An 11903-nucleotide genomic window follows, 5' to 3' on the forward strand; every position below is an offset into this window, starting at 1 on the left:
CGCGCCTGCAGGGGCCTTCCGTGCTGCTGATGATCGACAACTACGACAGTTTCACCTTCAACCTCGTGCAGTACCTGCAGGTGCTGGGCGCGGAGGTCGAGGTGGTGCGCAACGACGCGCTCACCGTCGACGACATCGCGCGCCGCGCGCCCACGCACATCGTGATCTCGCCGGGGCCGTGCACGCCCAACGAGGCGGGCGTGTCGCTGGACGTGATCGAGCGCCTGGGCCCGACCACGCCGATCCTCGGCGTCTGCCTCGGCCACCAGGCCATCGGCCAGGCCTACGGCGGCCGCGTGGTGCGTGCGGGCCGGATCATGCACGGCAAGACCTCGCCGATCCGGCACCAGGGGCATGGCGTGTTCGCCGGCTTGCCGGACGGGTACGAGGCCACGCGGTACCATTCGCTGGTGGTGGAGCAGGCGAGCCTGCCCGATTGCCTCGAAGTCACGGCCTGGACCGAGCACGACGACGGCAGCCGCGAGGAGATCATGGGCCTGCGCCACCGCACGCATCCCGTGCAGGGCGTGCAGTTCCATCCCGAGTCGATCCTCAGCCAGCACGGGCACGCGCTGCTGAAGAATTTCCTCGACGCCTGAGGCCGCGCGCGGCCACCCCGTCGCGCGCCTCGTGCCGCACGGGCATCCCCGTTCCGACAGAAGCCCGTTTCCATCATGCCGATCACTCCCCAGGAAGCCCTCCAGCGCACCATCGAACACCGCGAGATCTTCGAGGACGAGATGTTCGACCTCATGCGCCAGGTGATGCGCGGCGAGGTTTCGCCGCAGATGACCGCGGCGATCATGATCGGGCTGCGGGTGAAGAAGGAGACGGTGGGCGAAATCACCGGCGCCGCGCGCGCGATGCGCGAGCTGGCGCGCAAGGTGGACGTGGCCGACCGCACGCACCTGGTCGACATCGTCGGCACCGGCGGCGACGGCGCCAACACCTTCAACATCTCCACCGCGTCGAGCTTCGTGATCGCGGCCGCCGGCGGGCGCGTGGCCAAGCACGGTGGGCGCAGCGTGTCGTCCACGTCGGGCAGCGCGGACGCCTACGAGGCGCTGGGCGCGGCCATCGAACTGCCGCCCGAAGCCGTGGCCGAATCGATCGCGCGCACCGGCATCGGCTTCATGTACGCGCCGGCCTACCACCCGGCGATGAAGGTCGTGGCCCCGGTGCGGCGCGAGATGGGCGTGCGCACCATGTTCAACATCCTCGGCCCGCTGACCAACCCGGCCGGCGCGCCCGCGATCCTGATGGGCGTGTTCCACGCCGACCTGGTCGGCATCCAGGTGCGCGTGCTGCAGGAGCTGGGTGCCGAGCGCGCGCTGGTGGTCTGGGGCCGTGACGGCATGGACGAGATCTCGCTGGGCGCGGGCACGCTCGTCGGCGAGCTGCGCGACGGCCAGGTGCGCGAGTACGAGATCCATCCGGAGGACTTCGGCATCCCGATGGCGGCCAGCCGCAACCTCAAGGTCGACGGCGCCGCGGAATCGAAGGAGATGGTGCTGGAGGCGATCAGCGATGCCGAAGGCCTGCCGGGCCGGATCGTGTCGCTCAACGCCGGCGCGGCGCTGTACGTGGCCGGCGTGGCGGACTCGATCGCCGGCGGCGTCGAACTGGCGCGCGCGACCATCGCCTCGGGCGCGGCGCGCGCGAAGCTGGACGCGTTCGTAGCGGTGACGCGGGCGCTGGCCGGCGACGCGGTCGCAGCTACAGCTGCGACCACCCCCGCAGCATCGAGCGGAGACGCCGAATGACCCCCACCCCCCCGCCCAACGTCCTGGCCCGCATCCTCGCGCGCAAGGCCGAGGAAGTCGAAGAGCGCAGGCAGCGCGTTTCGCGCGTCGAACTCTTCGCCCGGCTCGACGATGCGCCGGCGCCGCGCGGCTTCGCCGCCGCCATCGAGGCGAAGGTCGCCGCCGGCCACGCCGCGGTGATCGCCGAGGTCAAGAAGGCCAGCCCGTCGAAGGGCGTGATCCGCGCCGACTTCGATCCCGCCGCGATCGCGCGCAGCTACGAGGCCGGCGGCGCGGCCTGCCTGTCGGTGCTCACCGACGTCGACTTCTTCCAGGGCGCGGACGAGTACCTGCGGCAGGCGCGCGAGGCCTGCTCGCTGCCGGTGCTGCGCAAGGACTTCATCGTCGATGGCTACCAGGTCGACGAGGCGCGCGTGCTCGGCGCCGACTGCGTGCTGCTGATCCTGGCCGGCCTGGACGACCTGCTCGCGAGCGACCTCTGCGTGCAGGCGCTGGAACTGGGCATGGACGTGCTGGCCGAAGTGCACGACGCCAATGAATTCGAGCGCGCGCTGCGCCTGCCGGCGGTCGCCGGACGCAGGCCGCTGCTGGGCGTGAACAACCGCGACCTGCGCACTTTCGAGGTGGCCCTGGACACGACGCTGGCGCTGAAGGCGATGGCGCCCGCAGGCCGCCGCCTGGTGACCGAGAGCGGCGTGATGACGGCGGACGACGTCGCGCGGCTGCGCGGCGCCGGCGTCGATGCCTTCCTTGTGGGCGAGGCCTTCATGCGCGCCGCGGATCCGGGTGCGGCGCTGCGCGGGATGTTCGGCACATGACGGGGCGTGAGGTCGCAGCTGTAGCTGCTCCTACAGGCCCGGCTGCCGCTTCCCCTGTAGGAGCAGCTACAGCTGCGACCCTGGCCAAAGCGCACCGCTACACCTCCCCCCGCGCCGACGCGCCGCTGGTCGTCTTCGACTTCGACCACACCCTCTACGACGGCGACTCCGGCAGCCACCTCTTCGCCTGGTTGATCAAGCGCAGCTGGTGGCGGTGCATCCTGGCCCTGCTGCTGGCGCCGGTGTTCGGGCCGATGGTCGCCTTCCTGCCCACGCGGCGCGCGGGCATTTCCGGCTTCGTCTGGGCCGGCACGGTGGGCGTCCAACGCGTGCGCGACCTGGATGCGCTGACCGATGCCTACGTGGCGCAGCACGTCGACCAGATCCGCGGCCGTCTGCTGCCGCTGGCGCTCGAGGTCTTCCACGCCCACCGCGAGCGCGGCGATCGCGTGGTGGTGGCCACCGGCGCGCCGCCCGAGCTCGCGCGCGCGATCCTGGCTTTCGCCGCCCACGAGGACGTGCCCGTGGTCGGCACGCTCGCCGGCCCGCGCTTCGGCGCCGTGGTCGCCGCGCGCCACTGCCACAACGAGGAAAAAATGCGCATGCTGCGCGAACGCGGCTGGGGCGACATCGATGCCGCCTATTCCGACTCCAGCGCCGACCTGCCGCTGCTGCGCGCCGCGCGCAGGCCGGTGGTGGTGAATCCGAAGCCGGGTTCGATCGAGCGCTTCCGTCGCGAGCTGCCGCCCGGCACGCCGATCCTCAACTGGGGCTGCCCCGGGCGCGGCGGCGCGCCGGTGGCGGCTGCGGTGGGCGCGGATGGCCGCCTGCCCTCCGACCCCGCTCAGCCGGCCAGCGCGCGGTAGATCTGGTAGACCGAGATCCCCAGCACCAGCAGGCCCACCGCCAGCAGCACCAGGCGCTCGCGCACGTGGCGCACCAGCAGCGCCGCCAGCGGCGCCGCGATCACGCCGCCCAGCAGCAGGCCGACGATGATCCGCCAGTGCTCCAGGCCGACCGTGAACAGGAAGGTGATCGAGATCGCCAGCGTCACCGGGAACTCGGATGCGCTGACGGTGCCGATGCTGGTCCGCGCCTCGCCGCCGTTGGCGAGCAGGGTGGACGTGGCCATCGGCCCCCAGCCGCCGCCGCCGATGGCATCGAGCAGGCCGGACACGAAGCCGAGCACGCCCACGCGCCGGACCTCGCGCCGCGGGATGCGCCGGCCAAGCGCGCGCACCAGGATCAGCAGCGCGAGCACGAGCAGGTAGGCGTGTATCCAGGGCTTGATCGCCGCGCCGTCCACGCGGCTGAGCGCGAAGGCGCCGATCGCGCCACCCACCACGCCCGGCACCGCGAGTCGCAGCAGCAGCCGGCGGTCGACGTTGCCCAGCATGCCGTGCGCCGCGCCCGAGACCCCGGTGGTGAACACCTCGGCGGTGTGCACGCTGGCGCTGACCGCGGCCGGCGGCATGCCCATGGCGAGCAGGATCGACGACGACACCAGGCCGAACGCCATCCCCAGCGCGCCGTCGACGAGCTGGGCGCCCAGGCCGATGGCGACGAACATCAGGAAGTGGCTGTCGATCAGGTCCATGCGCTGCGTCCAGGCGCCACGAGGCGCCTCCGGAGCGGCAGATTAGCCGGCCCGCGTGGCGGAGGCGTTGTCGCCGGTCAAGCGTCGCCCAGGCGCTTGATGAAGCGCAGGGTGCCGTCGCTGAAGCCGCAGGCGCGATAGAAGGCGTGGGCCTCGCTGCGCTGCGAGCCGCTGGTCAGCTCGATCCGGGCGGCCCCGGCGGCACGCGCCCGGCGTTCGGCCTCGCGCAGCAGCTGCCGGCCCAGGCCGCGGCCCTGGGCGCCGGGCGAGACCACCAGCGCGGTGATCCGGCAGGTGGTGGTGTCCAGCGGAAGGTAGTACATGAAGTCGAGCGCGACCAGGCCGGTGACCATGCCGCCGCAGCGTGCGACCACCAGGGCCTGGCGGTCGTTGGCGGTGATCGTCGCGATGCGGCGCGCGGCGTCCGCGGCGTCGCAGGGGTAGCCGAGCGCGCTGAGCAGGGCGGCGACGTCGTCGGCGTCGATCACCGACGCGCTGCGCAGGTCCGCGTCCGGCAGGCTGCCCCTGGCTTCGAACGCGGCCACCATATGCGTCAGCGCGTGCCGTAGAGGACGATGGTCTTGCCGCGGGCGTGCAGCTTGCCGTCGGCCTGCAGCTTCTTCAGCACCCGGCCGGCCATCTCGCGCGAGCAGCCCACCAGGCGTGCCAGCTCCTGGCGCGAGACCCGCAGCTGGGTGCCGTCGGGGTGGGTCATCGCCTCCGGCTCCCGGGTCAGGTCGTGCAGGGTGCGGGTGATGCGGTCGGTGACGTCGAGGAAGGCCAGGCGCCCGGCCTTGCGGCTGGTGTCGAGCAGCCGCCGCGACAGCTGGGCCCCGATCGCATACATGATCTGGGTGGCGTCGCCGGACAGGGAACCGTCGAACAGCTGGTACAGGCGCTCGTAGCTGATCTCGGCCAGTTCGGTCTGCACGCGCGTGCGCAGCACCACCTCGCGGACGTCGGACTCGATGAACAGGCCCATCTCGCCCACGAACTCGCCGGGGCCGAAGTAGCCGAGGATCAGCTCGCGGCCGTCGTCCTCCTCGGTGATGATGGTCACCGAGCCGCTGACCACGTAATACATGGTGCCGGCCTGGTCGCCGGGGCGGAACACCTCGGTGCGGGGCGGATAGCGGCGGCGATGGCAATGGGCGAGAAAGCGTTCGATCGTCGCCGGCGATGGCATCAGGGGGTGCGGGGGACGTCTCAGATTGGTAATGATGGCCACAGGGCTGATAGTCATGGAAAAGTTGAACGGGGGATGAAGCAAGAGTAGGCCGTCCGGACCCATCCGGCAAACGCGTCGGAGCCCCGGAGAGGGGCCCGGGGCGGGGCTTCACTCGCGACCGGGGGGCCTTTGCCGCATAATCGCGCACTTTCCGCCCGAACCGGGGTCCGCACGACGTGGTCAAACCGCTGCCTCGCCTGAAGCTGCAGGGCTTCAACAACCTCACCAAGGCCCTGAGCTTCAACATCTACGACGTGTGCTACGCCGTCTCCAAGGACGAGCGCCAGCGCTACATCGAATACATCGACGAGGAATACAACGCCGATCGCCTCACGCAGATCCTCACGGACGTGGCGGAGATCATCGGCGCCAACATCCTCAACATCGCGCGCCAGGACTACGATCCGCAGGGCGCCTCGGTGACGATCCTGATCTCCGAGGAACCGGTGATCGACAAGGCCGACGCCAAGGGCGTGATCTCCGACGCCGTGGTCGCGCACCTGGACAAGAGCCACATCACCGTCCACACCTATCCCGAGACCCACCCGCAGGCGGGCATCGCGACCTTCCGCGCCGACATCGACGTCGCCACCTGCGGCGTGATCTCGCCGCTGAAGGCGCTGAACTACCTGATCGAGAGCTTCGAGTCGGACATCGTGATCGCCGACTACCGCGTGCGCGGCTTCACCCGCGACATCAAGGGCAAGAAGCACTACATCGACCACAAGATCAATTCGATCCAGGACTTCCTGGCCAAGAACATCAAGGCCCGCTACGAGATGTTCGACGTCAACGTCTACCAGGAGAACATCTTCCACACCAAGATGCACCTGAAGGACTTCGACCTGGACCAGTACCTGTTCGAGGAGAAGGCGCGCAACCTGTCGTTCAAGGAGCGCATGAAGATCGAGACGCTGCTCAAGCGAGAGATCGAGGAGCTGTTCCACGGCCGCAACCTGGTGGAGTGAGCGCCGGCCCGCCTGCCGCAGTGCGCGCGCAGGCAGGGTTGCGCGGGGTTCGGCCACGCGGTGGCAGGATGGACGCACGAACACATACCGCGGGACGGCCCGCGGGCGGGACGGGTTCCCGCGGATGATGACCGACGGCGGTCCGGAGCGAAGGCTCCGGGCCGTTTTTCATTGCGGCGCCGCGCGGGCGTGATCCGGCGGGGCGCTGAGGAGGCAAGCGATGGCGTGGATCTACCTGGTGGTGGCGGGACTGTTCGAGGTCGTCTGGGCGCTCGGCCTGAAGTACACCGAAGGCTGGACGCGGTTGTGGCCGAGCCTCGGCACGCTGGTGGCGATGGTGGTCAGCTTCTGGTGCCTGTCGCAGGCGCTGAAGGCGATCCCGATCGGCACCGGCTATGCGATCTGGACCGGCATCGGCGCGGTGGGCGTGGCGGCCTTCGGCATCCTGGTGTTCGGCGAGAGCGCCTCGCCGGCGCGGCTGGCCTGCATCGCGATGATCGTGGGCGGCGTGGTCGGCCTGAAGCTGGTGTCGGGCTGAGCGCCCCGGTCCGCCAGCATCCCGTGGAACCGGCATCCCGGTAGGAGCAGCTACAGCTGCGACCGGGCGTGCATGTGCGGGCCGTACCTGCACGGCATGTGCGAGGTCGCAGCTGTAGCTGCTCCTACGGATGCGTGGAGTGGTCGGGGGCCCGGTCGGGCGGGGGCGTCAGAGGCGGTAGGCGACGGTCTTCATGACCTTCGACGCCGCGGCCATCAGCGTCGGGATCGGCTGCGGCAGCACGCGCGCGCCGGCGGCCTCGGCGTTGTCGGCGTGGCGGGCCTCGTCGGCCTTCATGGTTTCGAGGATGGCGCGGCTGCGCAGGTCGGCCGGCGGCAGGGTCTGCAGGTGCTCCTCGAGGTGGGCCTCGACCTGGCGCTCGGTCTCGACCACGAAGCCGAGGTTCCAGCCGTCGCCGCGCAGCCCGGCCAGCAGGCCGATGGCATAGGCGCCGCCGTACCACAGCGGGTTGAAGAGGCTGGGGCGGCTGTCGAGCTCGCGCAGGCGGTCGTCGCACCAGGCCAGGTGGTCGGTCTCCTCCTGTGCGGCCTCCAGCAGATGGGCGCGGGTGGCCGGGTCGCGGGCCACGGTGGCCTGGCCGACATACAGCGCCTGGGCGCAGACCTCGCCGACGTGGTTGATCCGCATCAGGCCCGCGGCGTGGCGGCGCTCGGCATCGTCGAGCTCGACTTCAGGCTCTCCGGCGCCTGGGTTCGGCCGCTCCGCACGCGGCCTGCCGGCAACGGTCTCGAGGGCGTTCTGGGCATCCGCCAGCAGGCGGTCGAGCGGGGAGAGGCTTCGCGTGGTCATGCGTGGATTGTGCGCCCAGGCGGAGAGGAGGTCATCCTGGACGCCGGTGCCCGATCTCGCGACAGCGGTCGGGGCAGGGGCCCGCATCACCCGCGAGTTGCGGTCTCCCGGGGCGCCCGGTACAATTCCGCCTCTTGCGTTCCCCGAACGTGAAAACGCGTGGTGAAGTTCCGCAGGGCGATGGCCCGCGCAACCAGCCCGACCAGTCACCCCTGAGAATGTCCTGATGAAGACCTTTACCGCCAAGAACGAGACCGTCCAGCGCGACTGGTTCGTGGTCGACGCCACCGGCAAGACCCTCGGCCGCCTGAGCACCGAGATCGCGCGTCGCCTGCGTGGCAAGCACAAGCCCGTCTACACCCCGCACGTCGACACCGGCGATTACATCATCGTGATCAACGCCGAGAAGATCCACGTCACCGGCAACAAGCTCGCCGACAAGATGTACCACCGCTTCACCGGGTACATCGGCAACCTGAAGTCCGAGACCCTGGGGCAGGCGCTGGAGCGCCACCCCGAGCGCGTCATCGAGCATTCGGTCAAGGGCATGCTCCCGAAGAACATCCTGGGCCGCGCGATGTACCGCAAGCTCAAGGTGTACAAGGGTTCCGAGCACCCGCACGCCGCCCAGCAGCCGCAAGTCCTGGATATCTAAGTCATGGCAATCACCCAGAATTACGGCACCGGCCGTCGCAAGTCCTCCACCGCCCGCGTGTTCCTGCGCCGCGGCACGGGCAACATCAACGTCAACGGCCGTCCGCTGGACGAGTTCTTCGGCCGCGAGACCGCGCGCATGATCGTGCGCCAGCCGCTCGAGCTGACCAGGAACACCGAAAGCTTCGACATCATGGTCACGACCTCCGGCGGCGGCACCACCGGCCAGGCCGGCGCCATCCGCCTGGGCATCGCCCGCGCGCTGGTGGAGTACGACGAGACCCTGAAGTCCGAGCTGCGCAAGGCCGGCTTCATGACCCGCGACGCCCGCGAGGTCGAGCGCAAGAAGGTCGGCCTGCACAAGGCCCGTCGCGCCACGCAGTTCTCGAAGCGTTAATTGCGGTATTCAGGATTCCGTTCGCGGAATCCTGCGCTACAATTGCTCCATAGCCCCGTCGCCAAGCGGTAAGGCACCTGACTCTGACTCAGGCATTCGGTGGTTCGAATCCATCCGGGGCTGCCACATTGCAACAAGGTCCGAAGCCCGCCGCGTGCGGGCTTCGTCCTTTCCGGGCCCGGCGCCAGGCGGCGGCGGCCACGCCCGCGCCTCCGTGGCCGCCAGGGCATCGCCATGGCCGTCATCTTCCCCCCGCCGTACACGCCCGAGGGTGCCGGGCAGGCCGCGCTCCGCGACGAGGGCTACGCGGTGCTGTCGCCATCCGGGGTCGCCGCCGCGACCGGACTGGACGTGGCCGAGATCGCCGGCCTCGGCACCGGCTGGGACGAGCTTCCTCCCGACGACTACCTGCGTGACGGCGGCCGCTACCGGCGCCGGCGGCATTCCTGCTTCGTGGTCGACGGCGATGACGTGCGGATGGCGGCGCACCGCGCCCACTGGCAATCGCTGGACTACAACGCCCTGCACGGCGGCATGGCGCGGATGTACCAGCCGCTGTCGGATGCGGTGGTGTCGCAGCCGGCCTGGCCGCGCCTGCTGGCCGCGCTCGGCGCCCTGTGCAGCGGCGTGCGCGACGCCGGCCCCTGGTACGTCGAGGCCCACCAGTTCCGCATCGACACCAGCGACGGTATCGGCCGCCCGACGCCGGAGGGCGCGCATCGTGACGGTGTCGACTTCGTGGCCGTGTTCATGGTGGGTCGCACCGGCATCAAGGGCGGCGAGACCCGCGTCTTCGACGCCGCCGGCCCCGACGGCCACCGCTTCACCCTGGACGAACCGTGGTCGCTGCTGCTGATGGACGACACCCGCGTCATCCATGAATCCACGCCCATCCAGCCGCTCGAACCGGACGGCCACGGCCACCGCGACACCCTGGTCCTGACCTACCGTTCGGGCGCGTTCCAGGGAGAGGGTTGAAAAGCCTGGCCACGGATTTACGCGGATCACGCGGATTTTCACGGATAGAGCAAATGCCCAATGGGGTACGGCGAGGCCTCGTTCCGGGCGCTGCCCATGAGTGGACTGCTTCTGCTTTATCCGCGTGAATCCGCGTGATCCGCGTAAATCCGTGGCAAAAGCTCTTCCTCCCAGTCCCGCATCCTTGCCGCACCGCTACAATCCCGGGATTGCAACGTTTCGCGGAGTGGCGATGAAGCTGGGTTCCCTGAAGGAAGGCGGGCGCGATGGCACGCTGGTGGTGGTGTCGCGGGATCTTGCGCGCGCGGTGCGCGCCACCGGGATCGCGGCCACGCTGCAGCAGGCGCTGGAGGACTGGTCGAACATCGCGCCGCGCCTGGTCGCGCTGTCCGACGCGCTCGATGCCGGCGATGCCGACGGCGCCTTCGACCTGGAACCGGCGCAGCTGGCCGCGCCGCTGCCGCGCGCCTACGAGTTCGTCGACGGCTCCGCCTACCTGCCGCACGTCGAGCGCGTGCGCCGCGCGCGCGGTGCCGAGGTGCCGGAGTCGTTCTACACCGATCCGCTGATGTACCAGGCCACCAGCGCCGGCTTCCTCGGCCCGCGCGATCCGGTGCGCGTGACCAGCGAGGACTACGGCATCGATCTCGAGGCCGAGATCGTGGTCATCACCGACGACGTGCCGATGGCGGTGACGCCGGAACAGGCGGCCGGCCACATCCAGCTGATCGGCCTGGTCAACGACGTGTCCCTGCGCAACCTGATCCCGGGCGAGCTGGCCAAGGGCTTCGGCTTCCTGCAGTCCAAGCCGCGCTCGGCGCTGTCGCCGGTGTTCGTGACCCCGGACGAGCTGGGCGATGCCTGGCGCGGTTGCAAGCTGCACCGGCCGCTGGTCACCCACGTCAACGGCGAGTGGTTCGGCGCACCCGAGGCCGGCGTCGACATGCAGTTCGACTTCTCGCAGCTGGTGGCGCACGCGGCGAAGACGCGCCCGCTGTCGGCCGGGACCATCGTCGGCTCGGGAACGATCGCCAACCAGGACACATCGCTTGGGGCCTCGTGCTTCGCTGAAAAGCGCACGGTCGAGGCGCTCGAGCACGGCAAGCCGCAGACGCCCTTCATGTCCTTCGGCGACCGCGTGCGCATCGAGATGTTCGATGCCGGCGGTGCGTCGATCTTCGGTGCCATCGAGCAGCTGATCGAGCACCAGGCCGCGCCCTGAGCCCGCGGCGCGGTCGGGCGACCAGGGGGCGCGGCGGAACGGGCGGCACGCCCGGCAGACACGGATCACGGGGAGAGGCCATGGCGGGCGAAGGCGACGAGGCGGCGGGTGGCAACGGCAACGGCAACGGCGCGCTGTGCCTGCATTCCTATTGGCGGTCGAGCGCGGCCTACCGCGTGCGCATCGGGCTCAACCTCAAGGGCCTGAAATACGACATCGCGCAGGTGCACCTGGTGCGCGGCGGCGGCGAACAGCACGCGCCCGACTTCGCGGCAATCAACCCGCAGGAGCTGGTGCCGGTGCTGCAGCACGGCCACCGCAACCTGCGCCAGTCGCTGGCGATCCTTGAATACCTCGACGAGATGTGGCCCGAGCCCGCGCTGCTGCCCGCGACCGCCCGCGACCGTGCGCGCGTCCGGGCGCTGGCGCAGGTGGTGGCCTGCGACATCCATCCGCTCAACAACCTGCGCGTGCTGCAGTACCTCGAGCGCGACTGGGGCGTGCCCCAGCCCGAGCGCGAGGTGTGGGTGAAGCACTGGATCGAGGCCGGCTTCCGCGCCTTCGAGGCGCTGCTGGTCGACAACCCCTCCACCGGCGAGTTCTGCGACGGCCACCAGCCGACCATCGCCGACTGCTGCCTGGTGCCGCAGGTCTACAACGCGCGGCGCTTCGGCGTGGACATGGCGGCCTACCCGGCGATCGAGCGCATCGAGCGGCGCTGCCTCGAACTTCCGGCATTCGACGCCGCCAGGCCGGAGCGCCAGCCGGACGCCCCCGCGACCTGAGAGAGCGCCCCTGTAGGAGCGGCTATAGCCGCGACCAGGGTTGCAGTAGTGGCGTTGCGACTGTCGCGGCTATAGCCGCTTGTGTCTTTGCTTTGTTCTAGCGTGTAGGCGAGAGCGGAGTGCGGGACGCCGACCAGCCGGGGTG

At 70.2% G+C, this 11903-nt stretch carries 15 protein-coding genes and 1 tRNA gene; 12 read left to right on the top strand and 4 right to left on the bottom strand.

Translation table 11 applies throughout. The features are described from left to right. The first annotated feature begins 20 nt into the window (after positions 1-20). From IE168_RS09955 to IE168_RS09970, 4 genes are all read left to right on the top strand, one after another. Positions 21-599 carry an anthranilate synthase component II gene (locus IE168_RS09955; protein ID WP_189497776.1) on the top strand — a complete coding sequence of 193 codons (579 nt, stop codon included), beginning with the start codon at positions 21-23 and terminating at the stop codon, positions 597-599. Positions 600-674: 75 nt separating this feature from the next. After that, a complete protein-coding gene (gene trpD, locus IE168_RS09960) occupies positions 675-1763 on the top strand; it encodes an anthranilate phosphoribosyltransferase (protein ID WP_189497777.1) in 1089 nt (362 codons plus the stop codon). Beyond that, complete coding sequence (gene trpC / locus IE168_RS09965) at positions 1760-2581, top strand: indole-3-glycerol phosphate synthase TrpC (protein WP_189497779.1); 822 nt, start codon at positions 1760-1762, stop codon at positions 2579-2581. The genes trpD and trpC overlap by 4 nt, the downstream gene beginning before the upstream one ends. Then, positions 2578-3447: a haloacid dehalogenase-like hydrolase gene (locus IE168_RS09970; protein ID WP_189497781.1), complete on the top strand. Its 870-nt coding sequence runs from the start codon at positions 2578-2580 to the stop codon at positions 3445-3447. Before trpC ends, IE168_RS09970 begins: the two co-directional genes overlap by 4 nt. Here the strand turns inward: IE168_RS09970 and IE168_RS09975 are convergent. From IE168_RS09975 to crp, 3 genes are all read right to left on the bottom strand, one after another. Continuing rightward, positions 3426-4178 (bottom strand): sulfite exporter TauE/SafE family protein, encoded by a 753-nt coding sequence (locus IE168_RS09975; RefSeq protein ID WP_189497783.1) that lies wholly within the window; start codon positions 4176-4178, stop codon positions 3426-3428. The two genes, IE168_RS09970 and IE168_RS09975, sit on opposite strands and share 22 nt — an antisense overlap. Positions 4179-4255: 77 nt before the next feature. Continuing rightward, the gene (locus IE168_RS09980; protein WP_189497785.1) at positions 4256-4726 is read right to left on the bottom strand and encodes a GNAT family N-acetyltransferase; all 471 of its coding nucleotides are present in this window, start codon (positions 4724-4726) and stop codon (positions 4256-4258) included. Between the two features lie 5 nt (positions 4727-4731). Then, the gene (gene crp, locus IE168_RS09985) at positions 4732-5364 is read right to left on the bottom strand and encodes a cAMP-activated global transcriptional regulator CRP (RefSeq protein WP_225218194.1); all 633 of its coding nucleotides are present in this window, start codon (positions 5362-5364) and stop codon (positions 4732-4734) included. A gap of 218 nt (positions 5365-5582) precedes the next feature. On the opposite strand from crp, the gene speD reads away from it, so the two are divergent. Both speD and sugE read left to right on the top strand, forming a co-directional pair. After that, positions 5583-6374: an adenosylmethionine decarboxylase gene (gene speD, locus IE168_RS09990; protein ID WP_189497789.1), complete on the top strand. Its 792-nt coding sequence runs from the start codon at positions 5583-5585 to the stop codon at positions 6372-6374. A gap of 220 nt (positions 6375-6594) precedes the next feature. Then, positions 6595-6912: a quaternary ammonium compound efflux SMR transporter SugE gene (gene sugE, locus IE168_RS09995; RefSeq protein ID WP_189497791.1), complete on the top strand. Its 318-nt coding sequence runs from the start codon at positions 6595-6597 to the stop codon at positions 6910-6912. 168 nt (positions 6913-7080) lie between these two features. On the opposite strand, the gene coq7 is transcribed toward sugE, so the two are convergent. Continuing rightward, a complete protein-coding gene (gene coq7 / locus IE168_RS10000) occupies positions 7081-7722 on the bottom strand; it encodes a 2-polyprenyl-3-methyl-6-methoxy-1,4-benzoquinone monooxygenase (RefSeq protein WP_189497793.1) in 642 nt (213 codons plus the stop codon). Between the two features lie 226 nt (positions 7723-7948). On the opposite strand from coq7, the gene rplM reads away from it, so the two are divergent. The 6 genes from rplM to maiA all read left to right on the top strand — a co-directional run bounded on the left by rplM (position 7949) and on the right by maiA (position 11758). Beyond that, on the top strand, positions 7949-8377 hold the full coding sequence (rplM, locus tag IE168_RS10005) for a 50S ribosomal protein L13 (RefSeq protein WP_189497795.1): 429 nt from the start codon (positions 7949-7951) through the stop codon (positions 8375-8377). Between the two features lie 3 nt (positions 8378-8380). After that, positions 8381-8773 carry a 30S ribosomal protein S9 gene (gene rpsI / locus IE168_RS10010; protein WP_189497797.1) on the top strand — a complete coding sequence of 131 codons (393 nt, stop codon included), beginning with the start codon at positions 8381-8383 and terminating at the stop codon, positions 8771-8773. A 51-nt stretch (positions 8774-8824) separates the two neighbouring features. Continuing rightward, positions 8825-8899, top strand: a tRNA-Gln gene (locus IE168_RS10015). A gap of 108 nt (positions 8900-9007) precedes the next feature. Next, a complete protein-coding gene (locus IE168_RS10020; RefSeq protein WP_189497799.1) occupies positions 9008-9751 on the top strand; it encodes a 2OG-Fe dioxygenase family protein in 744 nt (247 codons plus the stop codon). Positions 9752-9983: 232 nt separating this feature from the next. After that, complete coding sequence (locus tag IE168_RS10025; RefSeq protein WP_189497801.1) at positions 9984-10973, top strand: fumarylacetoacetate hydrolase family protein; 990 nt, start codon at positions 9984-9986, stop codon at positions 10971-10973. A gap of 80 nt (positions 10974-11053) precedes the next feature. Continuing rightward, positions 11054-11758: a maleylacetoacetate isomerase gene (maiA, locus tag IE168_RS10030; protein ID WP_189497803.1), complete on the top strand. Its 705-nt coding sequence runs from the start codon at positions 11054-11056 to the stop codon at positions 11756-11758. Positions 11759-11903: the final 145 nt, after the last annotated feature.

The organism is Luteimonas padinae, assembly GCF_014652935.1.
Taxonomy (GTDB): domain Bacteria; phylum Pseudomonadota; class Gammaproteobacteria; order Xanthomonadales; family Xanthomonadaceae; genus Luteimonas; species Luteimonas padinae.

Excerpts from the sequence above, each read along its gene's own strand:
- trpD (WP_189497777.1), top strand. The coding sequence starts at position 675 with ATGCCGATCACTCCCCAGGAAGCCCTCCAGCGCACCATCGAACACCGC.
- trpC (WP_189497779.1), top strand. The coding sequence starts at position 1,760 with ATGACCCCCACCCCCCCGCCCAACGTCCTGGCCCGCATCCTCGCGCGC.
- IE168_RS09970 (WP_189497781.1), top strand. The coding sequence starts at position 2,578 with ATGACGGGGCGTGAGGTCGCAGCTGTAGCTGCTCCTACAGGCCCGGCT.
- IE168_RS09975 (WP_189497783.1), bottom strand. The coding sequence starts at position 4,178 with ATGGACCTGATCGACAGCCACTTCCTGATGTTCGTCGCCATCGGCCTG.
- IE168_RS09980 (WP_189497785.1), bottom strand. The coding sequence starts at position 4,726 with ATGGTGGCCGCGTTCGAAGCCAGGGGCAGCCTGCCGGACGCGGACCTG.
- crp (WP_225218194.1), bottom strand. The coding sequence starts at position 5,364 with ATGCCATCGCCGGCGACGATCGAACGCTTTCTCGCCCATTGCCATCGC.
- sugE (WP_189497791.1), top strand. The coding sequence starts at position 6,595 with ATGGCGTGGATCTACCTGGTGGTGGCGGGACTGTTCGAGGTCGTCTGG.
- coq7 (WP_189497793.1), bottom strand. The coding sequence starts at position 7,722 with ATGACCACGCGAAGCCTCTCCCCGCTCGACCGCCTGCTGGCGGATGCC.
- rplM (WP_189497795.1), top strand. The coding sequence starts at position 7,949 with ATGAAGACCTTTACCGCCAAGAACGAGACCGTCCAGCGCGACTGGTTC.
- rpsI (WP_189497797.1), top strand. The coding sequence starts at position 8,381 with ATGGCAATCACCCAGAATTACGGCACCGGCCGTCGCAAGTCCTCCACC.
- IE168_RS10020 (WP_189497799.1), top strand. The coding sequence starts at position 9,008 with ATGGCCGTCATCTTCCCCCCGCCGTACACGCCCGAGGGTGCCGGGCAG.
- IE168_RS10025 (WP_189497801.1), top strand. The coding sequence starts at position 9,984 with ATGAAGCTGGGTTCCCTGAAGGAAGGCGGGCGCGATGGCACGCTGGTG.
- maiA (WP_189497803.1), top strand. The coding sequence starts at position 11,054 with ATGGCGGGCGAAGGCGACGAGGCGGCGGGTGGCAACGGCAACGGCAAC.